The following is a 26461-nucleotide window of genomic DNA, read 5'->3' as shown; positions in this document are numbered from 1 at the left end:
AGGTGTGAGGTCGGCGTTGGCGTGGGTAACGTAGGACACGAGGGCCTCCTGGCGTCGAGATGAGTGTGGTAACCCAAATCGATACCGGAGGCCCTCGCCTCTTACATCACGCCACGCTGTTCACAACGTCCCTGGGAATTACACCTAGAGAACCACAGCCGCCGCTCCCCTACCTCCAGCGACTCGATCCGGCCCTGGGGCTTTAGCCCCGTCGGCTGCAGCTCAGCCAAGTCTTAGCCAGGCCGGCCTTTTCAGTGGGCCTCTTCATACGCTTTCATGATGTCTCGACTAATCCGGCCCCGGGAGCTGGGGCTGTACCCGTTGGCCTCGGCCCATTCCCTGATTCGCTGAGTCTGTTCCCGGTTCGACGTCGTGGCCCTGCCTCTCTGGCCGGTTGAGGATCCACGAACACGCCGACCACGAGCAATATAGGGTCCCAGCGCCTTGCGCAGCCCGGCTGCATTCTCTTCTGCCAGGTCGATTTCGTACTCGACACCATCGAGGGCAAACCTGACCGATTCTTGGGCTTCCTCGCCTGAAATGTCATCAATCAGCTGAACATGAACTTTGCGGGCCAATGGGGTTCCTTTGCTCGGATTAACGGTGCAGCTCCCCCATGCCAACGCCCATCTTTGAGCTCAACACTACCCAAGCCCGCCATCTACCACCGTGAAATGGCCGCCGGATATCGCTGCGTATCAGATGACAGCACCGCCCGGATTTCGAACCGGCAAAGCCGGTCGTCGTCCCTCTTTCAGTCCCTCTGAAGGTAGGCAAGCATCTCCGGGGTGGTCAGGAGGACACGGGGCGAAGCCGCCTTGCTCTGAATTACGATGCCATCCAATTCCTGACCGGCGTCCAAGAGCTTGGCGACCCACGTGGCTCGCTGTTTGTTCACGTAGCCGATCTTCTTCGCTGGGCGGCCCGTCGTGATCGCGACAGCGTTAGCGTCGTGTTCGTTGTTGGGTTCGCGGACAGCCTGAACGCGTTGGCCGTTCCGGAACTTGAACGGTTTGTTCGGATCCTCATAGAAGCCCATGCCAACGACGCGGAACGCGAAAATCTGAAAATGTCGCAACGCAAGGATTTTGTAATCGACCAACTGCCCGTTGTGGAGGGCCAAGTCCAAGCCGTTGCTGGACGATACGAGGCGAAGTGGCGGCATACCGTCAGGGCCGGCCACCAGTTCGCTCTTGGCTTCTGCCGGCGGAACATAACCCGCGCGGTAGCTCTTGACGCTTTGACCGGCGGCCGCAGCCTTAGCCTTTTCTGCCTCGTAGTTTCGCCGTGCAGGCGAACGGCGAGGCGATCCCCCGGAGTCCCCGCGCAGCGGGACCGGAGTCACCGGCGGCAGGCGAGCTGGTTCAGGGGACTCCGCTGACAAGCTCGCCGGTTCCTGAGCGCCCGGAGCTGCCGCTGTGGTCCCGCCAAAAATTGCCTTTACTTTGTCCCAAACCCCCATGTGCTGACTCTATCGAGAGCGGCGGATGAAGGGTGTGTGAATCGCTGGAGGTACAGGACCCTGGCTTGACGCGAACGGGGACAGGTGCCTGACGTCCGATTGTGCTGTGCCCGAATCGTTCAATCAAAAACGGCCCAAGAGAGCTATTGACCTACTTTGGTATCGGTCGTGAGTTCTGACCAACCGCGCACGACCACTCCCGTCCTGCAGTTGCGTCCGCTCAACCACTCGCAGACTTGAGGAAACTACTAGCGACCCGGAGGACTCTGCTCCCGGTATCCTGGGGCAGCCACGGAGGATTGCTCGAGGAATGCCTTAACGCGTTCGACATACTCTCGAAAGTAGAGCCTGTAGTGCTGTTCATGTTGGAAAACATAGCCTCCCGCCTCGGCCGGCAGGCTGAAGTACTGCCCGACTTCGAGGACCGTGGCTCCGCCCTCCCCCGGGCGTAGGAAAGTCCGCGTACGCGCCGCAGGGTCTTCTGCTCCCAAGCTCCTGGTGATAGCCAGTTGCTGCGGAATCTCTTCCAGGACCTCGAGTGCCGAAACTTGCTCCACACCATCTCGGACCGAGATAAATACCTGGATTTCCCCGGCTCCCTCCACCGGCGGAGCTCGGAATCCTCGAACCACGTCCGGGAATAAGAGCACGCTGTTCTCCGGTGGTTGGATGAAGTCCCACACCTGCCGTGGTGAAGCGTAGATGGTGGCGGAAGCAGATACGTAATGCACGGAAGCTTCAGCCACTGGCTGCATGCCCGACCGGCGTTCGAACCAAGGACTCATGGCGAGAGTGTTTCATCGCAGTCGCTGACCGACAAACCGCCACACTCAAGGATGCCTTCCTGGGCGCGGCAATAAGGGTCGTTTTGACGACCGCCTAGTGGCGCCGATCTAGCGGCACTGAATACATCGAATGTCACCAATCCCCGCTTCGGCCTCGATTAGAGTGTCCGCCATGGCAGAGATCGTGTTTCCACCACTAATCGTCACCGCCGCAGCCATTCGTCAGCTGGAATTGATTGGAGGGCATGCGCGGGTGGACATCCAAAACGGAGGCTGCTGTGGAAACACATATGTGTTCACCCAGGGCCCAGGCAATGACTCGGATACCAAATACGGATGTCCCGGTGCGGAACTGTTTGTCAGCGACGCTGCACGGGCCGTGCTGGTCGGAGCAACCCTCGACTACAGTCCCACGGTCAAACCTGCGCGCTTTCGGGTGCTAAAAAACCCGAACACTCCCAAGCGGTGTTCCTGCAACCGCTCCTTCGGACGCGACTGGCCAGGAAAGGGACAGCCTGCATGCGCTGCCCGCACCCCAATGCCTTGGGAGACATGAGTTTCGGTTTCGGTCGCGGGCGCCATCAACTGTAAACACACAGGACAGCGCCAGTCGGTCGGCGCATACCGTCGTTTTTGACCGCTCCTCCGAGGACCAGTTCCACCGTGCAACTTTCGAGCAGTGCGCGGCATCTCTTCCCTCGTCACGGGGCAACCCGGGCAGGACATAGGAAGCTAAGTATTTGTATCGAACCGCTGATCTGGGTGAGGCACCGTTAGGATTTCTTAGTGGCTGATCAAGATAAGAAAAAGAGCGATCTAGGTTCGAACTCCCTGGCGGGCGCCATAGGTGCATGCGTAAGCACTCCATTCCTTGTCTACTTGGCCGCCATTTGGACCGGAACCATTTCAGGCCCAACCAATCCGAGATTTTGGCAGGATCTGGCGCCCCTCGGCATCATCGTGGTGCTGCTCGTCCTTTTTGGGATAAGGGCCACACGGCGTTTTATCCTCGGCATGATCCGACCGCTGAAGAAGCCTGTTCTATGGATTCGCGGCCTTCGGATCACCGATGAGCGACGGCGGAGCCTGAACCTTGCCGAGGAACGCAATGAAGCTCTCGCGGAAGTATCACGACGAAATTCAAAACCGGAAGCATTCACCGTTGCCTACACGCCCGCATCCCCGGTGAACGGGGTCGATTGGTTCCTCTTGACGGACTACTCAGGCCTGAGCGGCAGCGGCCCCATGAAGGACATTCGCATCACCGGGCCCAAGCACCAGATAGCGATGAAAGAGCACGACGGCCCAACGATCCCCGACAAAGATCTCGACGATCCTTATCATTTCTGCGGTCGCGTGACCGATCAGGGGTACCAGACAGGTATCGACTTCAGGGTTTCATGGAAAGACCCGGACAACTATCCTCGATGGGATTTCTACCATGTCCCGGCCAGCGATCAACCGCTGAAGGGAGTGCGGACTGGCCCACACGAGGTCAGCTATGGCGACCTCATTACTAGCAAAAATATCAGTGATGGATCGCTCACCGTTAGGTGGGCCTCCACGAGCGCGACTATGGGCAGACTCGTCCCCAATGGGCCGGTCTGGAAAGTCGAATCCGGCCGGACTGAGGGGCGAGTAAAACCCCAGTTCCTCGTTGAAGATGAACTGGGTAATGCCGAGAGCTCAGCTAAGGGCGTCGAACTACTTAAGATCAATGCGATCAAGGAGGACTAGTCGCCGCAACCGACTAATCCACACCCGGCTCACAGTGACGAACACCAGCTAGCCTACTGGTCTCAAGGTGGCTAGAAGGGTCAGACTGCACTGTCATTGCCGACCACTAAACCATCCGGCGGGGCGAGCGTGCGCCGTCAGAACAGGCGCTGAGAGGATGTGTCATGCGACAGAAACCGATGGGACGGGACTCGGATCAGATCCTGGCGGAGGACGAGGTCTCCTCGGCCGTGCGCAGCCACCTAGAGAAGGAAGGTTGGACGATCACGAGTTGGGCTCCGGCCATCGGTCGGGTTCGCGGAGACGACATTGCTGCTGAACTAAAGGGCAGAAAGCTCGTCGTTGAGGTCAAAGGAGAGGGCAGTTCCAACTCCGGGTCGAGGAAATTTGGTCTGACATTCAACAGCAGCCAAGTGACCACCCACGTCGCAATGGCGTCCTACAAAGCTCTGCAAGCTGTGTCGCAAGGGCATGAAGCTGGCATCGCTCTACCCGACAACCTGTTGCATCGCCGAACTTTGAGCACCATTCAGCCGGCCCTAGTCAGCCTCGGTATAACGATTTTCTTAGTAAACCGGCACGGAGCTGTGACTGTGGTCTAGCGACCACAGAAGTTTGCCCCCTTCTTCTCCTGACTCCGGTCAGTGGCTATTGGATTCCCAGAATTTGCGTTTAGTCCGCTGGCCAACTAAAAATGCCCAACAGCCGGCCGCGCCAGCGGACCACCGATAACTGGTTGGAGCGCAGCGGAAACCAGTCACTCCCCCCGATCCCGCGACATACGCCCGGATCACTTTTTCGACGGTGAACCTCGTGGCAGGATGAGCCCCATCATGGATGGACTGCTGCGAAGGCCCCGTATGCCGAGTGGGTGCTGATGTACCGTCTCGGCCTGGGCCGGGACCGCATCGCCGCTGTGGTGCGCGCCGCGCCGGCGACCGTGGGCTACCACTTGGGCATTGCGCGCCGCCAGGACCCCGAGCTTGAAGCAGCGCACATCGCCGCCGGGGCGCCATTGTCCCCGGCCGCTGTGGCGCGGATGGAGGAAGTCATCGCCTGGGTCGCCGGCGCGGGCCGGCTGCCGCGCGGCCGCGCCACTGACCAGGCAGAGCGTTCCACGGAACGCCTGGATCAGGCAGCGTCGCAGGGAGGCAGCCGCCGGGACACTTCATCCCTCCTACCGGGACGGACTGGCCCGGATCGCCGGCTGGGACACCAACGCTAGGACAGCTGCCGACGAAGCCCGCTGGCACACGCGGCTGGCAGAGCTTGTGCGGTACCGCGCCGAGGGCAACGACTGGCCCCGCCACCGCGAATACGACACCGAACAGGAACACACCCTCGGAGTGTGGATCCACGGTCTAAGGCAGAAGCTAAGGGAAGACACCCTCTCCTCTGACAAGGCAGCCCAACTTGACGCCGCGGTCCCGGGCTGGCAAAAAGGGAGAACGAGGGGCGGCCCAGCTCGGTCCTGAACGCGTCACCCGATTCCGCCCCCACATCTGTTCAAGGACGGACCTGGACACCGTGGCCAGCGGGCTCGACCTGGCCCGACCGGATCGGTTCCTTGGCAAATAATTGGCAAAGGAATCGCTGTGAAGTGGTGTTTTCAACTGTTGGAGAGTGTGACCAAAAATCCCCCGTTTAGCTGGAAAATCAGGGCTTTTGAGGATTTTCCGCGAAACTGCGGGGATGATGAAATGGGTTCAAATCCCACCGTCACCGCCAGATAGAAAGGCCCCGCTTCCCTTGCAAGGGAAGCGGGGCCTTTCTTCATTTCAGTGAAAAGTTGCCCAGGGTGACCCCACGAAGAGCGCTACCGCCCGGTCCGGGCCGGATGAGTCAGCGGGTCGGATCGATCATCGTCATGCCCGCAAGGTTGGCAGTATCCAGCCGGGGCAGCGTTTCGGCAGCCTCCTCCAGCCCGATGACGCGTTCGATCAACTTCTGCGGTTCAAGTGCCCCAGACTCGATGAGCGCGAGCATGCCGGGGTAGTCCGCTGCGGCCATTCCGTGGCTTCCAAAGACGTCCAGTTCCCAGGCGATCACGCGGGCCATGGGCACGCGGGGGTGGCCTTCCACCGGCGGCAGGAGCCCGATTTGGACGTGCCGGCCCCGGCGGCGCAGGCTCAGGAGCGCATCCGCGCAGGTCTGCTCACTGCCGACGGCGTCGATGGCGACATGGCTTCCTCCGGTCAGCGCGTGCACCTGAGCCGGAATGTCTGACCCGTCAGCAGCCACAACGTGGTCCGCGCCGAGGGACGCCGCAACCTCGAGGGCAGCCTGGTTCCGGTCGACGGCAATGACCTTGGCTCCGAGCGCCTTGGCGATCATGACGGTGCTGAGCCCGACGCCGCCTGCCCCAATGACGGTGACCCATTCATCGGCATTGAGGCCCGCCCGTCCGGTCAGAGCCCGGTAAGCGGTGGCAAACCGGCAGCCCAGGCTGGCGGCCGCTTCGAAGCTGACGCCGTCGGGAACGGCCACGAGGTTGGTGTCAGCAGCGTGGATTACTACCTGCTCGGCGAAGGAACCCCAGTGCGTGAAGCCGGGCTGTTGCTGCTGAGGGCAAACCTGGGCATTGCCGGCCAGGCACCACTCGCAGGCGCCACATCCTTCCACAAAGGGGGCGGTGACGCGGTCGCCGGCCCTCCACTTCGTAACGCCCGGACCGACACTGACCACTACACCGGCGAACTCGTGGCCCGGGACGTGCGGCAGCGCTATATCGTCGTGACCGGCCCAGGCATGCCAGTCGCTGCGGCACAGTCCGGTGGCGACCACACGGATGACAACGCCGCCCGCCGGCACCTGCGGCTCCCCAACCTCACGGACGGCCAGCGGCCCTGCTATTTGGTCCAAGACAATTGCGCGCACATGGCCTCCACTCATCGACGTCGCCCGTTCACATCCGTTCGCGGGTCCGGCCGACATCTTCGCACGTGGCGTCGCCACGATAAAAAGCCACCCGAAGGCTGCCCAGCGGCCGGACGGAGCCTGAGGTCAGAGATTTCGTGGCAGTCAGAGAAGCCGCTGGTACATGCGGTGGTCCTGCCACCGGCCAGCTATCCGCAGGTATGCGCGCGCCGTACCGTAGGCCTCAAAGCCGTTCTTTTCCAGCACCCGTTGCGAGGCAGCGTTGTGCACCAGAGTGGCTGCTTCGAGTCGGTGGAGCCCGAGGCCATTTTTCGCAATGTCCACGGCCGAGGCCACTGCCGCCGTCATGAGTCCCCTGCCCTGGAAAGCCTGGGAGATCCAATAGCCGACGTGGGCGTTCTGGAAGGCACCCCGGACGATCGAGCTCAGCGTCAGGAGGCCCTGGATGCCTTCATCACTGCACAACACCATGGACAGTGCCGCCCCTGCTTCAAGATCGGCTTGCCTTCTCCTGATCACCTCGCGCTGGCCTTCTACCGTGTAGAACTCCTCCGCCCTGACCGGCTCCCAGGGTGCAAGGTGGGACCGGTTCGCTTGGAAGGCGGCAGCGAGCGGGCCCGCGTCCCCAACCCGGACGGGACGAAGGATGATGCCATCAGCGAGTTCGAGGGAAAAGTCCACTGGTCCAAACTACACAGCAGCGATGCGGACAGCACCCACGTCAGGTATCACCGCCGGTGGACCGATTGTCGCAGCCATCAGGCAGAATAAGGCTCAACTAGTCAGGTGTCTGGAAAGCAAGCGCTAAACGAGAATCCAGGACGGGAATGAACGAATACTTTGCTGCCTCTTGCGATAGGGGCGTGCTGCAGTTGGAGTGGAACCCCGACGTCCATATAACGTACGACCTTGCGGTGCGGGCTGCCCGGGTCCTGGAAGGGATCAGCGCCGGCCTGATGCTGCCCCTTCTGGTGGATCTCGCGGGAGTTGCCGGGCTGACGCCGGAGGCCAGGGCCGGCATGAACGCCTACCGCGGGTTTTCCGCCGTCGCCCTGGTCGGGGACGGACCCATGGGCAAAGTGGTGGCCGCATTTTCCCAGCGGTCGTTGACTCCCACGGCGTACTTCACGGACCGGAGCGAGGCCATGCATTGGCTGTCGGAGCAGGCCGCCCCAACCGGGATGCCGGGTAGGGCCGCCCAAGCGGAGCATTGAGGGCCGCTGCGGTCAGAGCAGTGCCGACGGCGGCGGCTTCCTTCGCGCGTGGCCTTCGGCGCGCTTCTTAATACCAAGCAGCATGGCGCGGTCCATGACAAGGTAGCCAGGCCGAAGCAGGAAATCCGTCACGCGAAGACTGAGTGGCCGTCCAGGTCCCGTCAGCGTCCGGAGCAGCAGCCTGGTCCCCGCGTCGCCGGCATCGCGGAGCACGAACTGCCACGTCCCCGTGACAGTCCCGGGTGGCGCGCCGGGGCTTGAATCGAGAACCAGGTGGCTCCCGCTTTGAATCTCCACTACACGCGGCCCGCGCCGGCCGCCCGGGTAACCAACAGGTGTGAAGGCGATGATGTCATCCACCTTCAGGTCCTGCCACTCTGGATGCACTCGGTCCGCTTTGCTGACGTTCAGGCGGAGCAACCCGTTTTCCACCCAGGTGTAGGAGTACAGGCCCGCACGGTCCACCCCCATCTGCACCAGCCATGGCCAGACTTCGTCCGGACGGGCGGAGACAGTTACCGCCATGGTCTGCACCTCATCCGGTCGGGGTATCAGTTGGTCGCCTGGAAGAGCCATGGAACGCTCCGGCTCCGTTGTCCCCCATGTCCCCAGTGCACGGGGCAGGAGACCATGGGTGAACGCACCGGTGGCGGCGGCTGCTAGGACGCCGCCAAACCGGCGGAACTTGCGCCTCGACGGATGCCCGGAGCCAGGACCAGCCAGTGCAACGAAATGCGACGTCGTGCGGTCCATGGCACTCCTCCTGCTGGCTCTGGGGATGCCTCGAGGCTACGAACAAACGCCCCGAGGCCCCAGAGTCCAAAGCCCCCTACAGCCGGGTATCGAAGGACCCGCAGAACACGTTCTCGTTGAACGTGCCCTGGAACTCGGACTTCCCCTGGATCTTTTCGACGGCAGCCCGGATCGCTTCCCGGGTGCCCGCGTGGGCGTGGATGGCTGTTTTGACCATGGGCACGTCGATCAAATGGTTCGGCTGGTTGAGGGACACGAACACGGTGGGCACTTCCGTGACGTACCAGGGAATTTCCGCTGCCATGGGCGATGACCACTTGATCCGGATGGCAGCCTCCTGCGCGAAACCCTTCACGTTGGCGAAGACAAACGCAGCGTCGTACTTCTCCGCGTAGTCCCCCGTGGCTTCCTCCGAAATGATGGACATGAAGTTCACGCCCGCCTCCCCGGCAGCCTCACGCTGTTCAGCGGTGCGGAAAAGGTGCACCTCGAATCCGGCAGCTTCGAGTTCCTCCTTGACCACCTCAAGGTAGGCCAGCGGGTCGGCGCGGGTGAAGTCGGCGCCGCCGGAGATTCCGTACAGGCGGATCCGGGGATGGGTCTGCGGAGTGATGGGCAGGTTGCCGGCGGTGTCCTTGACCAGGGTGACCGTCTTGTCCGCGATCTCGGCGGCCACCGAACGGTGCGCAGCAGATCCAATGACGGCAAGCGCCTCGGCGGGCGGCACCAATTGGTCCGCGGCTTTGAGGTGCAGGCCCAGCGACGCCTTCAGCCCGAGGATCCGCCGCAGCGCATCGTGGAGCCGCTGCTCGGTGATGATCCCGGACTTGTACCCGTCCAGCATGTACTGGAAGTCCTCTGCCGGGTTCCGGAAGAACAGGAACATGTCGCAGCCGGCCGCAATGGTGGCCGGCACCAGGTCCTTGCGTTTCTTCGCCTGCGTCAGGCCCACCATCTGGGAGGCGTCCGTCAGCACCAGTCCGTTGAAGCCGAGTTCCCCGCGCAGCAGGTCCTGCAGCAGTTCAGGCGAGAGTGTGGCCGGGAGGATCTCCGCGTCGGCCAGTTCCGGCCGGAAATGCCGGGAAACCTCCGGCGCCCCGATGTGGCCCACCATGATGGACTGAACGCCGTGGGCAATCATTTCCCTGTATACGTGCCCGTAGGTCCGGTCCCATTCCTCATAGGGGAGGGTGTTGTAGGACGTGACCACGTGCTGGTCGCGCTCGTCGATACCGTCGCCCGGGAAGTGCTTCATGGCGCAGGCCGTGGGCGATTCGCTGATGCCGTCGAAGTATTCCTTGGCGCGCTCCACCACGATTTCCGGGGTGTTGCCGAAAGAACGTGTGGAAATGACGGTGTTCCGCCAGTTGTAGTGGATGTCCACGATCGGCGCGAAGGCCCAGTTGCAGCCCAACGCCGCGGTTTCCGCCCCGGCCACCTGCCCCATTTGGCGGGCTATGTTCTTGTCCGGGTGCGAGCCGGCCTGGAGGTGCGTGGACACGAACGTGCCATCGTCACAGCTGCCCGCACCGCCCATTTCAGGGTTGGACGCGATCAGCAGCGGAATCCGGGTCCTGGACTGCGCGTAGCGGATGTGTTCCTGCACCGCAGCTGAAGGGCCCGGGCGGTACCGCATGCCGCCCACGTGGTAGGTGTCCAGCACGCCGTCGAGGTACTCAGGTGAGTAATCGTTGTTGTGGTTGATGAACAGCTGCCCGATCTTTTCCTCGAGCGTCATGGCACCCAAGGTTCCCTCCACCCAGGCGATGGCGCCGGCGTCGAGGTTGAACGGGGCGGCGGCAAGGTCGACGTCGAACTCCCGGGGAGCAGTGCCCTGCTCTTTCTTAGGTGAAGGTACGACGGCGCCGATCCCCTTGAGTGCCTGGGCCACGACGTCCGGAACAGGCGCGGCGATGTCGACGACGAACCCGGCTTCGTCAGCGTCGAGTGGTTCCAGGGTGGCGAGCTGGGAGTCGAGCAGTGCGGGCGGCATGAAGTGCCCCGTCCGGCCCTCGGTGCGGGCCTTCAGGACCTCCTTCGTTCCGTGCAGGTGCAGGAAGACGGTGTCCGGTGCCTGCGCCCGGATCGCGTCGCGGTAGCTGCGGCGCAAGGCCGAGCAGGCCAGGACAAGTCCGCCATCGCCGGCCTTGGCCAGTTCGGCGCCCACGGTTGCGAGCCAGGGCCAGCGGTCCTCGTCGGTCAGCGGGGTTCCGGCCGCCATCTTGGCGACGTTTTCCACGGGGTGGAGTGAATCGCCGTCGAGGAACGGGACGCCCAGTTCGCGGGCCACGAGGTCACCAATGGTGGTCTTCCCGCAGCCGGAGACGCCCATGACGATGATGCGGTGCTTTGTCATTACTTATTTCCTTACCGGTTTTCCAGTCGTGGCTTGTTCTACCAGTCGTGGACGGTGCCGTCGACGAGGCGGTTGTAGGGCAGGTAGGCCTGCTGGTAGGGGTAGGCTGCGGCGGCTTCTTCGTTAAATTCGACGCCGATGCCTGGCTTGTCGCCGGGGTGCAGGTAGCCATCCACGAAGGTCATGGACTGCTCGAAGACCTCGTTGGTCTTGTCCGAGTGCTGCATGTATTCCTGGATCCCGTAGTTGTGGATCGCCAGGCCCACGTGCAGCTGTGCTGCGAAACCCACCGGGGAAATGTCCGTCGGTCCGTGGAAGCCGGACTTGATCTGGTACTGCGCGGCGAAGTCCATAACCTTCTTCAGCGGCGATATTCCGCCGAAGTGCGTGGACGCGGCCCGGACGTAGTCGATGAGCTGTTCCTTGATCAGCGTCTGGTAGTCCCAAACGGTATTGAAGATTTCCCCGATCGCCAGCGGCGTGGTGGTGTGCTGCCGGACCAGGCGCAGGCCCTCCTGGTTCTCGGCCGGGGTGCAGTCCTCGAGCCAGAACAGATCATACGGTTCCAGCGCCTTGCCCAGCTTCGCGGCCTGGATCGGGGTCATCCGGTGGTGCCCGTCGTGCAGCAGCGGCAGCTCCGGGCCGAACTCGTTCCGCACGGCTTCGAAGACGGTGGGCAGGTGCCGCAGGTAGGCGCGGGTGTCCCAGTCCTCTTCCTGCGGGAACGCACCGCGGCCGGCCGGTTCGTAGTCATACCGCTCCCCCGACGCCTGCGCCTGCGCGGCAACACCATAAACGGCCTTGATTCCGGGGATAGCGGTCTGGATGCGGATCGACTTGTAGCCCAGCTCCAGGTGTTCCCGGACCGAGTCGAACAGCGACTCGATATCGGACCCCGAGGCGTGCCCGTACGCCCGGAGCCCGTTCCGGGACGCACCACCGAGGAGCTGGTAGACAGGCATCCCGGCGAGCTTGCCCTTGATGTCCCACAGGGCCATGTCCACCGCGGCGATGGCCGCCATGGTGACGGGGCCGCGCCGCCAGTACGAGGACCGGTACAGGAACTGCCAGGTGTCCTCGATCCGGTGCGGATCCTTCCCGATCAGCAGCTGCGCGACGTGCTCCTTCAAATAGGCGGCGACAGCCAGCTCACGGCCGTTCAGCGTGGCATCACCAATCCCGGTCACACCATCCTCGGTGGTGATCCGAAGGGTGACGAAGTTCCGGGACGGGCTGGTGACAAACACATCGGCGGCAACGATTTTCATGGGACTTACTGTTCCTTCCGGAAATAAAAGCAGGGTCTACAGGGGTGTGGGGGTGGCGGTCCTGGAAGCAACTGAGCCGCACAGGCCGGACACCAGGGCAACAACCCCGGGGTCGTCGGCAATGCCCGCGCTGACCAGGCGGAGCAGTGCCTGCACCCGTCCGGCTCCCTCGAGCGCGTTCGCCGCGCGGATGTCCGCAACCAGCGGATCCTGGATGTCGTTTGCCGCGCCGACGTAGTCGATCCACGCGGCAAGCATCAGGGCGGCGCCGCTGCCGCTGCGGCCGGCGGCACGTTCGGCCGTCATCACGGGTACGGCGCGCATCCGCAGTTTGGTGGTGGCATCGGAGGCGATCTGGGCCAGCCGGTGGGCGATGCGCGCGTTTCCGAAGCGGTCAAGCAGGGCCTGCCGGTACGCAGGGATGTCCAGCCCTTCCCCTTCCAGGTGGCGGGCTGCCTCGTCCCAAAAGTCCTCCACGGCTTTCCGGCACGCAGGGTCGGCCAGGGCATCGGCCACGGTGGCGTGCCCACGGAGCTGTCCGGCGTAGGCCAGGATGGAATGCGAGCCGTTGAGGAGCCACAGTTTGCGGTTTTCGTACGGCTCGATGTCCTCGACCATGACGGCGCCGGCGTCCTCCCAGCGCGGCCTCCCGGCGGGAAACCCACCGCTGAGCACCCAGTTCCGGAACGGTTCGGCCACCACCGGCGAGCTGTCCGAGTAGCCGCACTGTTCTGCCACTTCCGCGATGTCCTCCGCCGTGGTCCGCGGCGTGATCCTGTCCACGGAGGTGCTGACAAAGGAGATGTTCGCCGCGATCCATTCCTCCAGCCCGGGGCCCCATCCTGCCGCGCGGCCCATGACAGCGCGGCGGGCAACCTCGCCATTGGCGGAGAGGTTGTCGCAACTGACGACGGCGAGTGGCCCGGCGCCGCTGTCCATGCGCGCCGCGAGGGCCAGGACCAGGCGTCCCAACGACGTCTGCGGGACGGCGTTGCCATCCGCACTAGGTGCGCCGGACGCCGCTGCGGACAACGCGCGGAGGTCATCCGCAACGCCTGTCGCGTCGGCGTCGAACGTTCCATCCGCGGCTAGCCCGTAGGCTGCCTCCGTGATGGTCAGGGTGACCACGGCCGTTTCCCTGGCCGCAACAAGCCCGCACAGCCGGCCGGTGTCAGCACCGTCCACCGCCTCCACGATGCTGCCGATGATCTCGAAGCCGTCACCGTCGGCCGACCGTTCCACCAGCGTGTACAGGCAGTCCTGGGCTGTCAGAGCTTCCGCGGCATCGGGACGGCGCCCGGTGAACGCCGCTATTCCCCACTCCGCTGCATCCGACGCGTGCTGCGTATACCAGGCCTGGTGGGAGCGGTGGAACGCACCGAGGCCCAGGTGCACGATCCGCACCGGCGCCTTGGGCAGTGCCTTCAGGTTGCGGTCCAGGACGGGCACGGGGTCCCTGCCGGGCTGCACAGCATTCATAGTTTGAAGACCCTCCGTGGTGAGGCGTCGATGATTTCCACGATCAGTTCGTGGGCACGTTCCTCGGCGATCCGGTGCTCAGCCACCAGCCGGGCCAGGAAAGACGCCTCGATCCGGCGGGCGGTGTCGTGGCGGGCGGGGATGGAGCAGAAGGCGCGGGTGTCATCGATGAAGCCGGAGGACCGGGAGAAGCCTGCCGTCTCCGTAACGGCGGACCGGAACCGGAGCATGGCGTCCGGTGCATCCAGGAACCACCACGGCGCACCCAAGTACACGGACGGATAGAAGCCCGCGAGCGGTGCCAGCTCCCGGGAGAACACCGTCTCGTCAAGTGTGAACAGGACCAGGTGGAAATCCTTGGCCGTGCCGAAGTCCTGCAGCAGGGGCCGGACTGCCTCGGTGTAGTTGACTGCCACCGGGATGTCATGGCCGGTGTCCGCGCCAAAGGCCTCGAACGTGGGCGTGTGGTGGTTACGGAACGAACCAGGGTGGATGGTCATGACCAGTCCGTCCTCCACGGACATCCGGGCCATCTGGTAGATCATGTGGGCTTCGAAGGCACTCCTGTCAGCCGCACTGGCCTGCCCGGACCTGCCGCGCTCGAAAAGCCGCTCCGCCTCGGCGTCGTCCAGCTTCAGCGTTGCGGGCGTGAACACGCCGTGATCCGCGGACACGGCACCGCGTTCCACGAAGTGGCGCCGGCGTGACTCGAGGGCCTTGATGTAGCCCGCGTAGCCGGAGGCGCCGTCCCCGGCGGAGCCGATGAGGCGTTCCACGTTGTCCGGCCACGACGGATGCGCCATGTTCAGGTACTGGTCCGGCCGGAAGGTGGGCAGCACCCTGGCGGCGAACGAGGGGTCTGCCTGCAGGGCTGCGTGGCTGTCCAGCGAGTCCAGGGGGTCATCGGTGGTGGCGAGCACCTCGATGTTGAATTCCTTGAACAGCTCCCGCGGCCGGAAACCAGGCTCACTAAGTTTGGCCTGCAGCGCATCGTAGAGCCGGTCCGCATTCTCCGCCGACGGTTCTTCAGGGAGGCCGAAGACGTGGGCGAATTCCTGCCGGATCCAGTATCCGGACGCCGTTCCCTCGAACTGGGGCCACGCCTCGCAGAAATGGCGCCATACCTGGCGCGAATCGGCAGGACGGCTGCCCAGGCCCAGCTGGTCCAGGGGCACCCCGCCGGCGTGGATCAGCCTGGTGACGTAGTGGTCCGGCGTGACCAGCAGCGCCGCGGGGTCGGGGAAGGGCGTGTTCTGCTCGATGACCGCCGCGTCCACGTGCCCGTGCGGCGAAATGATCGGCAGCCCCTCCACTTTTGTGAAGAGTGACCGGGCAATGTCCCGGACGCCGGGATCGGCGGGCAGCAGCCGGTCCGGATGGTCCGCCATGGAGTGGCCCATGCTCAGCGCCTCCCTGCCGGGATGGAGAGCCCGGCCAGGGCGGCCGTGGAGCGGATGTAGTCGAGGTTGTCCGCCGTCCGCTCGGCCAACGGAAGGTCCGTGGAGAAGTCCTCCACGGTGACCCACCCGTCATAGCCGAAGGCCGCAAGCGCCCTGAAATACTCCAGGACGCTGCCCTGGCCGGAACGGAGTGGAGCCCACTCGTTCCGGAACACGGCCGCGCCGGACTCGTCGGTTTCGCCGCTGTTGACCCAGGCCGCGTTCTTTACGTGGACGTGGGCCAGGTAGTCACCCAGGAGCTCAAAGGCGGGCAGGTAGTCTTCCTGCCCTTCGATCAGCAGGTTCCCAAGGTCGTGGATGACGCCCACGTGCCGCGGGTCCAAGCCGTCCAGCAGCCGCAGCGCCGATGACGCCGATGCTGTGATGGTCCGGTGGTGCAGTTCCACGAGGGCCTTCACGCCATGGTGCGCAGCGCGTTCGGCGATCCATTCGAAATCACGGCGGGCACGGCTGAAGAGCTCAGGGTAGGGCGTACCGCTTGCGGGCTCGTTTCCCCACGCAGCAGTTCCCAGCGGGAGCGTTGTCACCCTGACCTTCCCGGCGCCGAGCCGGGCGGTGGCTGCGAGCATCCGGTCAACGTCGGCGTGGTTGTCACACCGTGCGTACCCGCCGATGCCGGAGAACTGCAGTCCCGCGCCGCTGGTGATGGCCGCGATGCGGTCCAGGTGCTCCTCCATTCCGGTGAGCGGAACCGTGGCCCTGTTGCCGGCCCAGAAGCCGGGATCCGCCGCGTCGGCCTGGTCGGTGATGCGCCATTCGATGCCGTCCCAGCCCTGGTCCGCGAGGTGCTGGACGGCCTCTTCCGGTGTCCATTCCGGGGTTGATGCCGTAAATACTGAAAACTTCATAGCCTCAGGCGCTTTCTGCCGCGGTGTTGCCGGTGCGGACTTCGAGGTCGTTGTACTTGCCCGCCAGCACGTCGTCGAAAAGGACGGGCTGGCCCAGGGTCGCCGAGACGTACACGGCGCGCACTGCCGCGAGCGCATTGACGGCGTCGCTGACCGTCACGCCCGGCTGCCCTCCGCCGGCGATGGCGGCCAGGATGTCCCGGTACTGGCGGACGTGTCCGGCAGGGTAGGTGGTGGGGTCCGCGGCTTTGTAGTCCTCCTCCGGGTACTTGGCCAGTTCCTCCTCCGCCTGGTTGCCGCCGCCCTGCAGGCCCATGTCCGCCGATTCCCCGCCGGCGTCCTTGGTGTGGAAGTACTGCAGCCGGTCGTTGTCCACTACGGCTGATCCCTCGGACCCCATCAGCTGGACGCGGACGGTCAGCCCGGGGTAGGCGGCAGTGGTGGCATGCAGTACCGCCAGTCCCCCGTTTTCGAAAGTGACGGTGGCAACGGCGGTGTCTTCCACCTCAATGCGTTCGTGGGCCAGCCGGGCGGTATGGGCATGGATTTCCACGGGACGCCCCATGAACCACAGCAGCAGGTCCACGGTGTGGACGCCCTGGTTCATGAAGGAGCCGCCACCGTCCATGGCCCACGTGCCGCGCCAGTCCCCGGAATCGTAGTACCCCTGGCTGCGCCACCAGGCCACGGAAGCGATGGCAGAGGTCAGCCTGCCGAAGCGGCCTTTCGCGATGGCCCCGGCAACAGCCACGCTGGACTGGTCGAACCGGTGCTGGCTGATGACGGAGGCAACAATCCCCTTGCCGGCGGCCTCCTTCGCCGCGGCTTCGATTTCCTGGGCCCGCGTGAGGTCGACATCCAGGGGCTTTTCAATGACCACGTGCTTGCCGGCGGCCAGGACTTCCAGGCCCTGCTGGATGTGGAGGCCGCTGGGGGTTGCCAGGGCAACGAGGTCAATGTCCTCCGCCGCGAAGGCGTCCGCCAGGGTGCGGAATTGCTGCGGCCGCTGGCCGCCCTGCTTCTCGATAAAGTCGGCGAGCGCTTCGGATGCCGCCGGAATGGCGTCGACGAGCGCAACAATCCGGGCTTCCGGGAAGGACTGGAGGGCTACGGCGTGGGTGCGCCCAATGACGCCGCATCCGGTGATGGCTACGTTCAAGGTGCTCATGCGGTCTGGACTCCTGCTTCTGCGGTGACTTTTGCGAAGGCGCGTGCTGCGATGCCGAAGGCGGTGGGCCCGGAGAAGCCGCCCAGGCCGTGCGCACCTGCCAGGTGCGGTTCCAGGGAGGCGAAGCCTTCGTAGCCGTCGGCTTTAAGGGCTTCGACGGTGCGGAGCACGTCGCCGTCCCCTTCACCGGCCGGAACAACATGGCCATTGGCGAAGAGGGCGTCCTTGACCTGCAGGTACTCAAGGTGTGGGCGCAGCTTGGCGTAGCCCTCGTCGAAGGGTTTGACGCCCACCTGGACAAAGTTCGCGGCGTCCCAGGCGACCTTCAGGGCCGGCGAGTCCACGGTCTCGATGATGTCCAGGACCCGGTCCGGAACGTCTCCGAAAATGTCCTTCTCGTTCTCGTGCAGGAGGACCACGCCGCCTTCCTCGGCAATATCGGCGAGCGCCCGCATGCGTTCCATGACGGCGCCGCGGATGCTGTCCACCTGCACGGACTCTCCGTAGTAGAAGGAAAAGATGCGGATGTACTTGGCGCCAAGGACCTTGGCAGCGTTCACTGCCCGCCGGAGCCGCTCCACCTCGTGCTCCACGGGCAGGCTGACATCCACCTTTCCGATGGGGGAAGCGATGGCTGAAACCTTCATGTCCTTCTCGGCGAGCAGTGCGGCGAGCGCCTGGAGCTGCTCATCGCTGAGGTCCACGATGTTGGTGCCCCACGCGCTGCGGACTTCGATGTGGTTGGCGCCGAGGGCCTGGAGCACAGCAACCTGGACTGCGGGGTCGTCGTCGATTTCATCGCCAAAGCCTGACAGCTGCCAGGTGACCTGCGTGGTCGAAACCATGGTTATTTAACTCCTCCGGCGGTCAGCCCGCCTACTAGGTAACGCTGGAAAATCAGGTAGAGAATGACCACCGGTGCGGCGCACACCAGTGCCGCCGCCATCATCTGGCCGTAGTACGGGATGGCGCCACCTTCCTGGGAGGCACCAAAGATTTGGAGGGCGACGGCGGCGGTCTGGCTTTCCGGGCGCGTCATCACCGAGGCAAAGAGCACGTCGTTCCAGCCGAGCAGGAAGGCGAAGATGCCGGAGACGACGATGCCGGGCCAGCTCAGGGGCAGGACAATGCGGAACAGGACGCCGAGATTGGACGCGCCGTCGATTTTGGCGGCCTCCTCCAGTTCCTTGGGAAGCCCGCGGAGGTAGGTCACCATCACCCAGGTGGAGAACGGCATGGCGAACGTCAGGTAGGTGACGAACAGCCCCCACTGGGTTCCAATGACCTGGATGCCCAGGTAGGTGGCAGCCGAGGAAAACAGGACGAACACGGGCAGAACCATCAGTGTTCCGGGCACGGACTGCAGTGCCAGGAGCCCCCGCAGAATGGTCAGCCGGCCGCGGAAGGTGTAGCGGACCAGGACGAACGCGGTGGAGACGGAAAGAGCCGCGGAAACCACGGCGGTTGCGCCGGCCACCAGCACGCTGTTGGTGAGGCCGGTGGTCAGGCCCACGCTGGTCCAAATCTTCGAGTAGTTCTCGAACGTGACCGAGGACGGCCAGAACTCGCCGTTGGCAACCCCGATGTCCGAGTTCACCGAGGCCAGGAAGATGTACAGCACCGGGACCAGGACCAGGGCGCCCAGGAAGACCAGGACGAAGATCAGCAAAGGCGTGGGCAGAAGCCTCAGGACCTCGTGCTGGCGGTGCGAACCTGGACGTTCGACGGCGACGGTGCCCGGGCTGCGACGCGTGGCTGTGGTGGCGCTCATTTCTTCGCTCCTGGGGTGTCGGCGTCGTCAAGCTTCACGGCGCGGAGGTACACGAACAAGGGGATGGCGATGAGCACCAGGGAGATGAAGGCCATCGCCGCACTCAGGCCGAAGCGGAAGCTCTGGAAGCTGGTGACGTAGGTCAGGATGGGGAGCACTTCCACGTCCGTCGGTGCGGGGACGCCGAACAGCACGAACGGCAACGTGAAGTTGTTGATGTGGTGCAGCATCCCGATCAGGAACGCCAGGGCCAGCGGGCCCTTCAGGTACGGGAAGACCACGTACCGGAGCTTGTTCCACCACAGGGCACCGTCGAGGGCTGAGGCCTCGTGCACCTCGTGGTCCACGGACTGCAGGCCGGACAGCGCCAGCAGGTAGATGAACGGCCACGATGCCCAGATCTGGACCAGGACCAGCGTCCAGAATGTTTGTGGCCCGTTTAGCCAGAGCCCCACGTGGATTCCGACGGTGGAAAGGGCCTCGTCCACGATGCCGCCAGGCTGCAGCATGGTCCGCCAGACCGTTGCCACCACGAACGACGGCAGGACGTACGGAATGAGGAAAATTGAGCGGATCACGGCACGGCCCTTGAAGGCGTTCTGCGTTGCCACAGCAGCGGCGATGCCCAGAGGCAGCGTCACGACCATGGCCAGCAGCGAGTAGCTCACGCTGAGCCACACGGCGTGCAGGAGGGGAGAGTTGGTGACGGCTTCAACGAAGTTTTCCACTCCGATGACCGGTGCGCTGACCCATTTCCGCAGCGTGTACTGGTCCAGGTTAAGGATGGACATGTAAATGCCCAATAGCAGGGGGACCACGATGATGATGATCATCAGGACCCCACCGGGGATCAGCATCCAGAGCGGGCGGTTCCGCTCGCTCAGGCCCTTGCGCCGCAGGCCGTCCTGGGGGCCGGGCTGCTGCCCGGCGTCATTGGCGGTCCGGGGCGCCCGGCCTGCGGCGGCATCCACCGCAGGCCGTACTTCATGTGAGGCGTCGGTTGACATCAGAACTTATCCTTTGGAGGCCCGGTCCAGGGAAGCCTGGCCCTTGTTTTGGGCGTCTTTGATCCGGGAATCGAGGGCGGATTCGTCCACCTTGCCGGCAGCCAGGTCCGGAATCGACTGGACAGTGACGTTTAGCAGGCCCAGCTGGATGTCGCCCCAGGCGCCCGTGAACGGCGTGGCCTTTGACTTGGCGGCGGCATCGGCCAGAGGCTTGAGCTTGGCGTCGGTCAGGCTGGCCAGGGCTTCTGCGTTTGCCGGCAGGTCACCGAAGGTCTTCTGGTAGTTCAGCTGTTCGTCCTTGGACGTGATCAGCTTGATGTAGGCGAAGGCCAGGTCTTTCTGCTTGGAGTAGTCGGCCACCACCAGGTTGTCGCCGGAGAGGATGCTGGCAGCGTCGGCGTCGGACTTGGACGAGGTCTCACCCGGTGCGATCGTGGGCATCAGGGCGTACTCGTACTTGCCGGCCATGGCGGACTTGTCCAACGTAGGAATGGAGCTGGACGTGGTCATCATCAGGTAGCCCGCCTTGCCGCTGGCGAAGGCGGCCACGGCGTTACTGTTGCTCCAGCCCACGGAAGCGGGGTCCACCACTTTGTCATTGGTGAGCCAGCCGAAGTAGGTTTCGTAGGCCTTCTTGACCGTGGGGTCATCCATCTTCAGCTTGTTGCCGTCAACCAGCGGGTTGCCGGCCTGGACGGACATGGCCCAGATGAACTTCCAGGGATCAAAGCTGTCCTTGTATCCGGTGGCAATTCCGTAGGTGCCGTCCTTGGTCATTTTCTTCGCCTGGGCGGCCAGGTCATCCCAGCTGGTCGCTGGCTTGTCGATGCCCGCGGCAGCCAGCAGGTCCTTGTTGTATGCCATGACGAACGGGCGGCTGACGAACGGGATGCCGGCGAGGTGGTCCTTGTCCGGTCCGGAGATTCCCAGGGTTGCCGGGTTGAAGCGGTCCTTGCCACCCACCTTGTTCCAGTCGTCGTCCGAGAGGGTCACAAAGGCTTTCGTGGCAAAAGCTGTGGGGGTAAATGTGGTTCCGAGGCTGTAGACGTCCGGGCCCTGCCCCGAGACCACAGACGTTTGGATCCGTGTGAGCTCGTCGTTCGCCGAGGCGAAGGTTTCAAACTTTACGTCGGCGCCGGTCTCGGCCTTGAACTTCGCGGCGATATCGGATTGCCACTGCTTCTGCTGTTCCGGGTACTGGCTGGAGACGTTCACCAGTACGCTCAGCGTTTTACCCGTGCCATCCACTTTGCCGTCCGAGCTGGTTGAGCCGCCGCCGTTTCCGGAGCTCGATCCACACCCGGTCAAGGCGAGCGCTGCAGCCGTGACTATCGCCGCAAACCCAGTAGTCGATTTAAACCTCATTGTTTTTCTCCTCTAGGACACCCGCATGGCCACATCCGTCTGTGGCGGAGATCACTGCAGGCGACTCGAAAGTCAGTCTAGGAAGATGGCAACGCAAATGGCAAGCGGTTGCCAAAAGTTGCCATAAGTGCTCAGATTGTTGCATTGAAGTCACGGGCACGCCGGCGGAAAAATGCCGTGGCGGTTGGTCCGGCCACCAAGGAAAGGTCCACCGCCATGGCCGAAACAGGGACACAGGGCACCACCAGGGGGACGTCCGGCACAGCGGCCCACCGGGACCGCCCGCCCACCATCCGCGACGTGGCTGAACTGGCGGGCGTCGCCACATCCACCGTGTCCCGGGCGCTCGCCCGCCCCGACCGGGTGAATCCGCGGACACGGCTCCGGATCGAGGAAGCGGCGGCAGAGCTGAATTACGTTCCCAGTTCCCAGGCCCGCGGGCTGAGCTCAGGACGGACCAACGCCGTTGCCGTGCTGGTGCCCGATATCACCAATCCGTTCTACTTCGACATCATCCGCGGCACCCAGCATCAACTCAAGGCTGCCGGCGTCACCCAGCTTCTGGTGGACACCGAAGAGTCCAGCGAAATGGAACTGGATGCGCTGCATAAGATGCGCAAGTCCGCTGACGGCTTTATCCTCGCCGCGTCACGCCTCACCGATGCCCAGCTGGCGGAGGTCTCCCAGTCCCAGCCGCTGGTGACGTTCAACCGCGCCTCCACCAGCGCCCCCACGGTGATGATCGATACGCCGTCGGCAATCATCCAGGCCCTGGAGCACCTGGCATCGCTGGGCCACCATAAGGTCTGCTACGTGGCCGGGCCACCTACGTCGTGGTCCAACCAAATGCGGTGGAAGGTATTTGAAGAGGACGCCACCAAGCGCGGCATGGAGGTCCACCGGATCGGCCCCTACACCCCCAAGACGACGTCGGGGGCTGCTGCTGCCGACGCTGCCGTCAGGACGGGGGCAACAGCCTGCATTGTCTTCAATGACCTGCTGGCCATTGGCATGCTCCAGCGGCTCAAGGCACGCGGCATCAGGGTTCCGGAGGACATAAGCATCGTCGGGTCGGATGACATCTTCGGCGCGGATTTCTGCAACCCGCCCCTGACTACCATCTCCAGCCCCATTGAGCAGGCCGGAAGGGTGGCGGTGTCCATGCTGCTGGCCCAGCTCAACCCGCTGTCGGGCAGCGCCACCCGCCAGTTGGCGGTGATGCCCACGCACCTGACCATCCGCGAGTCCACGGGACCGGCGCCCCGGTAGAGGCTAGTCCTCCACCGTCTTCTTCGCGGTGAACGGCAGGACCAGGCGGGACTGGTGGTGCGCGTCGCGGTAGATCTTGTGGGTGACCGGCCTGCCCACCGGGAGGTGGAAGGCGTCGGGCGGGAGCAGCGAGTTGTGTTCGTCCGCGAGCGGCTCGCCGTTGGACAGCTCCACTACCAGCCGGTGCCCGGGGTTGAAGGTGTTGGCGAACGGGTAGAGGCGCACCACGTATTCCTCGATCCTCCCGGGCTCCACGGGAACTGCGCGGGTGTGCGGGTGGTAAGGGTTGCCCTCGGTGGTGCGGTCATCGAGTTCGCGGTGGGAAGCCTTCAGGTAGCCGGTGGTGATGAGCTGGCGCTTCCCGTTCGGCGCGGCATCCCACAGGCGCAGGATGAAGTTGGTGTCCGGCTGGTCGATCTCGGCGAAGATGTGCGCCGCCCCGGTACCAATCATCTCGGTGGGTTCTTCGAACGTTTCGGTGCTCCAGCTGATGATCTGCACCTTGTCGGTGACCGTCAGCGGCGCCTGGTAGAAACCGTCGGGGGCCGCATGTTCGGTGCCCATCAGCTCGGGTTCGGTGGCGAGCTTGTGCCGGGGGCGCAGGTAGAGGGCCCGGTAGTCAACGTCCTTGGGCGGCCACGCTTCGGCGGTAACCACGTCCCGGGAGCCTTCCACGAAGACGGACACGGCGGGTTCGTCCATCACGCCGTTGTCGATGCCCTTGATCCAGTAGTCATACCACCGGAACATCTTGTCGTGCTCTTCGATGAAGGGCCGGGACTGCATGGGCGGGTACGGACCGATGTCCAGTTTCTTCGGCCCCTGGAGCGCGTTGAACAGCTCGATGGTGCCATCCAGCGTCCAGCCGCGGCCTTGATCCAGCTGCAGCCACACGGGGATGTCGATGTTCGGGGCCAGCGTGATGGGATTGCGCTCTTCGTACCAGTCGCCGTCGAGCTCGTTCATGACGATGTCGAACCACGCCTCATGGTTCGTGGGGTAGTTCAGGACATGGACCAGGTTGGGCCACGCCGCTACGTCCGGGTCCTGCAGCCGCTTGGCCACGAGCTCCTTGAGTTCCTCCGGGGAGTACTTCTCCATCATCCGGGACTTCACCCGGTCCGTGAAGGCCCAGCCCGAGTCCCCTCCCCTGCCTTCACGGGCAGCGCGGGGCATGAACCACATGACGCCGCCGTGGTAGGTGGTCTCGTAGAAGTCATAGTGTCCGCCGGAGACGAAGACGGCTTTCAAATGCGGCGGCCGTTCGGCGGCGGCGAGGACCTGCATGGACCCGAAGTAGGAGATGCCCACCATGCCCACGTTGCCGTCGCACCAGGGCTGCTCCGCCACCCACTCGATGAAGTCGTACGCGTCCTGGCCCAGGGACACTCCCCCGGCGTTGTAGTTGCCGATGTGCTCGCCGCCGGAATGTCCGGAACCGCGCAGGTCGCCGATGACGTGGACGTAGTCCTCCTTGACGATCCGGGCGATGTCACCGGCCTCGATGCAGCCGTCCCACATGGGGCTGGGCCGGCGCTGCGGCGGGGTGGTCAGAGCCAGGGCCTGGAGCTCCTTGCCGTACGGGCTCAATGCCACCAGTGCGGGGCGCGGCTTGTCGTCGGTGCCCTGGTAGGCGTCGGCGGCAAGTTCAACCCCGTCCCGCATCGGGACGCGCAGGTCTTTGCGGACGGCAATTTTCTGCCCGCCGGCGTCGATCGTCTGGTACTCAGCCATGGTTGCGAACGCTCCTCTGGAAAGGCGTGGTGGTGGACTGGGTGTGGTAGCCGTTCATGGTGGTGAAGAACGGCGAGGGCTCAAGGGTGGGATCGCCGTCGTAATCAAGCTCGCGGGCAACCGGGGCGAACGGCGAGTACGGGGACTGCGTTTCCTGGAGGCCGGCAGACAGGCAGCCGCAGGCGGCCCCGCCGACGCGCGCCTCGATGGCCAGGCTTTCCGTAAGGGCCTCGCGTGCCTGGTCTTCACCCAGTTCCACACCGTAGGGTGTACCGTCCGAACGGCGGTACGGGTGCCCCAGGTACAGGTGCCGCGGGCGTACCTCGTCCCGCAGGTACTCCAGGCTGCAACGGTAGCCGGACGGGTCCACGTAGCCGGGGAATCCGTTGGCCGCACCGTGGACCTGCACGGCGTCTCCGACGAAGACGTCATCCTGCCCGTCGATGACGTAGGCCACCGACCCGGGTGTGTGGCCGGGAATCGAATGCACCGACACCGTGACGTCACCGCCCAGGGAGAGGGTTTCACCGCCGCGCACCAGCATGGACGGTTCCATCTCCCCCGAGATGACGGCGTTGGCGGCGCCAATCTGCTTCGCTTCGCCGTCGGGGTCCTGCAGATACTGTCCCCGGCCGGATAGATACTCGTCCACGTGCGCCCGGCGTGAGCGGAGCATCGGAGCATCGGCCTCGTGGATGACCACCTTGGCGCGCCGCCCGGTGAGCTCCCACAGCGCATGCGCGCCGCCAATATGGTCGATGTGCCCATGGGTGAGCAGGATCCAGCGGACGTCCTCGATGCGGCGGCCGATCGCCTCCAGCGCCGGCGCCATGCCCTCCACGGGAGAGGACGCGATTCCGGTATCCACGATGGCCGGCTCCGGAGCATCAATGAAGAAGCTGTACAGGCCGAAGCGGCCCCACGGTGAAACCAGCGGATGGACAGCGACAGGTGTGGTCATCGCGCGGCCTCCGTTTTTACTGGTGAGCCGTTCAGGAACGCCGCCGTCTCTTCGAAGGCCCGGTGGTATTCCGGGAGCCAGGAGAAGTGCTGGACGAAGCCATGTCCGGCCCCGGCATACCGGCTGACGGTGACGGGCACGCCGGCCTCTTCCAGCCGCGTGCCGTACAGTTCGCCTTCATCCCGCAGGGGGTCGTGCTCCGCGGTGATGATAAGCGCCGCTGGAAGCCCGGTGAGGTCCCCGCGTTTGATGGGCGAGACCAGGGGATCGGCCGGATCCGCGCCGTTCTCAAGGTAGAAGGAGTTGAAAGGCTTCAAACCCGCAGTTTCGAGTCCATACCCCACGGCGTTCTCCCGCATCGAGGGGTACCGGTCTTCGTCAAAGTCCAGGTCAAGGGACGGGTAGAACATGACCTGGTGGGTGATCCAGTCGAACCCGGCGTCGTGGGCCTTGGCAGCGACGGCGGCCACGAAGGTTCCGCCCGAGCTGTCGCCAGCGATGGCGAGGTTCTTTCCGTCCCAGTCCAGGGTGTCGCCGTGCCCGGCGGCCCAGCGGACAACGCCGTAGCAGTCCTCGAGGCCCGCCGGAAAGGCGGACTCGGGGGCAAGCCGGTAGCCAACGGAGATGACCTTGTGGCCGGTTTCCTTGGCCAGGGCCCGGGCCACGTGGTCGTGGGTGTCCAGACTGCCCAGGAAGAAGGCGCCGCCGTGGAAGTAGACCAGCAGGCCGTAGGCGTCGGCGTCGACTGGTGTATAGATCCGAACGGGAACGTCGCCGGCCGGAGTCACGGCAGTGGCGTCTTCGACGGCGTGCAGCGGCAGCCGGTCCTCCAGCGGCGGAACCTGCGCTGCTTCGCCGGCACGCATGGCCTCAGGGTTCAACGGACCCGGTGGCGGCGGCGGGAGGGTGCCGAGGATCCTGGCAATTTCGGGATGCAGGGACATCTG

At 64.4% G+C, this 26461-nt stretch carries 25 protein-coding genes; 7 read left to right on the top strand and 18 right to left on the bottom strand.

The window, feature by feature from the left end; genetic code table 11:
- Positions 1 to 251: 251 nt before the first annotated feature.
- Together AC1DIP_RS21495 and AC1DIP_RS21490 are read right to left on the bottom strand one after the other, a co-directional pair.
- The gene (locus tag AC1DIP_RS21495; protein WP_476881457.1) at positions 252 to 578 is read right to left on the bottom strand and encodes a histone-like nucleoid-structuring protein Lsr2; all 327 of its coding nucleotides are present in this window, start codon (positions 576 to 578) and stop codon (positions 252 to 254) included.
- 176 nt (positions 579 to 754) lie between these two features.
- Positions 755 to 1462 (bottom strand): HIRAN domain-containing protein, encoded by a 708-nt coding sequence (locus tag AC1DIP_RS21490; RefSeq protein WP_477735032.1) that lies wholly within the window; start codon positions 1460 to 1462, stop codon positions 755 to 757.
- Between the two features lie 957 nt (positions 1463 to 2419).
- Here AC1DIP_RS21490 and AC1DIP_RS21485 point away from each other — a divergent pair.
- The 5 genes from AC1DIP_RS21485 to AC1DIP_RS21465 all read left to right on the top strand — a co-directional run bounded on the left by AC1DIP_RS21485 (position 2420) and on the right by AC1DIP_RS21465 (position 5459).
- Complete coding sequence (locus AC1DIP_RS21485) at positions 2420 to 2803, top strand: HesB/IscA family protein (RefSeq protein ID WP_477735031.1); 384 nt, start codon at positions 2420 to 2422, stop codon at positions 2801 to 2803.
- Between the two features lie 230 nt (positions 2804 to 3033).
- Complete coding sequence (locus AC1DIP_RS21480) at positions 3034 to 3984, top strand: hypothetical protein (protein ID WP_477735030.1); 951 nt, start codon at positions 3034 to 3036, stop codon at positions 3982 to 3984.
- A 164-nt stretch (positions 3985 to 4148) separates the two neighbouring features.
- Complete coding sequence (locus tag AC1DIP_RS21475; RefSeq protein ID WP_477735029.1) at positions 4149 to 4586, top strand: hypothetical protein; 438 nt, start codon at positions 4149 to 4151, stop codon at positions 4584 to 4586.
- Positions 4587 to 4855: 269 nt separating this feature from the next.
- Positions 4856 to 5209: a hypothetical protein gene (locus tag AC1DIP_RS21470; protein WP_477735028.1), complete on the top strand. Its 354-nt coding sequence runs from the start codon at positions 4856 to 4858 to the stop codon at positions 5207 to 5209.
- Between the two features lie 46 nt (positions 5210 to 5255).
- Positions 5256 to 5459 (top strand): hypothetical protein, encoded by a 204-nt coding sequence (locus AC1DIP_RS21465; RefSeq protein WP_477735027.1) that lies wholly within the window; start codon positions 5256 to 5258, stop codon positions 5457 to 5459.
- 367 nt (positions 5460 to 5826) lie between these two features.
- Here the strand turns inward: AC1DIP_RS21465 and AC1DIP_RS21460 are convergent, their stop codons facing one another.
- Both AC1DIP_RS21460 and AC1DIP_RS21455 read right to left on the bottom strand, forming a co-directional pair.
- Positions 5827 to 6861 (bottom strand): zinc-binding dehydrogenase, encoded by a 1035-nt coding sequence (locus tag AC1DIP_RS21460; RefSeq protein WP_477735026.1) that lies wholly within the window; start codon positions 6859 to 6861, stop codon positions 5827 to 5829.
- A 144-nt stretch (positions 6862 to 7005) separates the two neighbouring features.
- Positions 7006 to 7542, bottom strand: coding sequence for a GNAT family N-acetyltransferase (locus AC1DIP_RS21455; RefSeq protein WP_477735025.1), 537 nt, complete (start codon positions 7540 to 7542; stop codon positions 7006 to 7008).
- 146 nt (positions 7543 to 7688) lie between these two features.
- Here AC1DIP_RS21455 and AC1DIP_RS21450 point away from each other — a divergent pair, with 146 nt between their 5' ends.
- The gene (locus AC1DIP_RS21450; protein ID WP_476209221.1) at positions 7689 to 8075 is read left to right on the top strand and encodes a DUF7793 family protein; all 387 of its coding nucleotides are present in this window, start codon (positions 7689 to 7691) and stop codon (positions 8073 to 8075) included.
- A gap of 12 nt (positions 8076 to 8087) precedes the next feature.
- Here AC1DIP_RS21450 and AC1DIP_RS21445 read toward each other — a convergent pair whose 3' ends face one another.
- The 11 genes from AC1DIP_RS21445 to AC1DIP_RS21395 all read right to left on the bottom strand — a co-directional run bounded on the left by AC1DIP_RS21445 (position 8088) and on the right by AC1DIP_RS21395 (position 21550).
- On the bottom strand, positions 8088 to 8600 hold the full coding sequence (locus AC1DIP_RS21445; protein ID WP_477735024.1) for an SRPBCC family protein: 513 nt from the start codon (positions 8598 to 8600) through the stop codon (positions 8088 to 8090).
- A gap of 304 nt (positions 8601 to 8904) precedes the next feature.
- Entirely contained in the window at positions 8905 to 11184 is a 2280-nt protein-coding gene (locus AC1DIP_RS21440; protein ID WP_477735023.1) for a gluconokinase, GntK/IdnK-type, read from the bottom strand.
- 38 nt (positions 11185 to 11222) lie between these two features.
- Entirely contained in the window at positions 11223 to 12452 is a 1230-nt protein-coding gene (gene manD / locus AC1DIP_RS21435) for a D-mannonate dehydratase ManD (protein WP_477735022.1), read from the bottom strand.
- Between the two features lie 36 nt (positions 12453 to 12488).
- Entirely contained in the window at positions 12489 to 13931 is a 1443-nt protein-coding gene (locus AC1DIP_RS21430; protein WP_477735021.1) for a mannitol dehydrogenase family protein, read from the bottom strand.
- The gene (uxaC, locus tag AC1DIP_RS21425) at positions 13928 to 15331 is read right to left on the bottom strand and encodes a glucuronate isomerase (protein WP_477735020.1); all 1404 of its coding nucleotides are present in this window, start codon (positions 15329 to 15331) and stop codon (positions 13928 to 13930) included. The genes AC1DIP_RS21430 and uxaC overlap by 4 nt, the downstream gene beginning before the upstream one ends.
- 2 nt (positions 15332 to 15333) lie before the next feature.
- On the bottom strand, positions 15334 to 16239 hold the full coding sequence (locus AC1DIP_RS21420) for a sugar phosphate isomerase/epimerase family protein (RefSeq protein ID WP_477735019.1): 906 nt from the start codon (positions 16237 to 16239) through the stop codon (positions 15334 to 15336).
- A 4-nt stretch (positions 16240 to 16243) separates the two neighbouring features.
- Positions 16244 to 17407, bottom strand: coding sequence for a Gfo/Idh/MocA family protein (locus tag AC1DIP_RS21415; RefSeq protein WP_477735018.1), 1164 nt, complete (start codon positions 17405 to 17407; stop codon positions 16244 to 16246).
- Entirely contained in the window at positions 17404 to 18252 is an 849-nt protein-coding gene (locus AC1DIP_RS21410; protein WP_477735017.1) for a sugar phosphate isomerase/epimerase family protein, read from the bottom strand. The genes AC1DIP_RS21415 and AC1DIP_RS21410 overlap by 4 nt, the downstream gene beginning before the upstream one ends.
- 2 nt (positions 18253 to 18254) lie before the next feature.
- Positions 18255 to 19178, bottom strand: coding sequence for a carbohydrate ABC transporter permease (locus AC1DIP_RS21405; RefSeq protein WP_477735016.1), 924 nt, complete (start codon positions 19176 to 19178; stop codon positions 18255 to 18257).
- A complete protein-coding gene (locus AC1DIP_RS21400; RefSeq protein WP_477735015.1) occupies positions 19175 to 20185 on the bottom strand; it encodes a carbohydrate ABC transporter permease in 1011 nt (336 codons plus the stop codon). Before AC1DIP_RS21400 ends, AC1DIP_RS21405 begins: the two co-directional genes overlap by 4 nt.
- Before the next feature lie 6 nt (positions 20186 to 20191).
- Positions 20192 to 21550 carry an ABC transporter substrate-binding protein gene (locus tag AC1DIP_RS21395; RefSeq protein WP_477735014.1) on the bottom strand — a complete coding sequence of 453 codons (1359 nt, stop codon included), beginning with the start codon at positions 21548 to 21550 and terminating at the stop codon, positions 20192 to 20194.
- A gap of 216 nt (positions 21551 to 21766) precedes the next feature.
- On the opposite strand from AC1DIP_RS21395, the gene AC1DIP_RS21390 reads away from it, so the two are divergent.
- Positions 21767 to 22819 (top strand): LacI family DNA-binding transcriptional regulator, encoded by a 1053-nt coding sequence (locus AC1DIP_RS21390; protein WP_477735033.1) that lies wholly within the window; start codon positions 21767 to 21769, stop codon positions 22817 to 22819.
- 3 nt (positions 22820 to 22822) lie between these two features.
- Here the strand turns inward: AC1DIP_RS21390 and AC1DIP_RS21385 are convergent, their stop codons facing one another.
- Genes AC1DIP_RS21385 through AC1DIP_RS21375 form a run of 3 tightly spaced genes read right to left on the bottom strand, consistent with a single transcriptional unit; the run spans position 22823 to position 26458 of the window.
- Positions 22823 to 24553 carry a CocE/NonD family hydrolase gene (locus AC1DIP_RS21385; RefSeq protein ID WP_477735013.1) on the bottom strand — a complete coding sequence of 577 codons (1731 nt, stop codon included), beginning with the start codon at positions 24551 to 24553 and terminating at the stop codon, positions 22823 to 22825.
- Positions 24546 to 25514 carry an MBL fold metallo-hydrolase gene (locus AC1DIP_RS21380; protein ID WP_477735012.1) on the bottom strand — a complete coding sequence of 323 codons (969 nt, stop codon included), beginning with the start codon at positions 25512 to 25514 and terminating at the stop codon, positions 24546 to 24548. Before AC1DIP_RS21380 ends, AC1DIP_RS21385 begins: the two co-directional genes overlap by 8 nt.
- Positions 25511 to 26458: an alpha/beta hydrolase gene (locus AC1DIP_RS21375; RefSeq protein ID WP_477735011.1), complete on the bottom strand. Its 948-nt coding sequence runs from the start codon at positions 26456 to 26458 to the stop codon at positions 25511 to 25513. The genes AC1DIP_RS21380 and AC1DIP_RS21375 overlap by 4 nt, the downstream gene beginning before the upstream one ends.
- Positions 26459 to 26461: the final 3 nt, after the last annotated feature.

This window comes from Pseudarthrobacter sp. 05T312 (genome assembly GCF_056396685.1).
The sequence above is the reverse complement of the archived record's forward strand: the minus strand, read 5'-3'. Positions and strand labels throughout refer to the sequence as shown.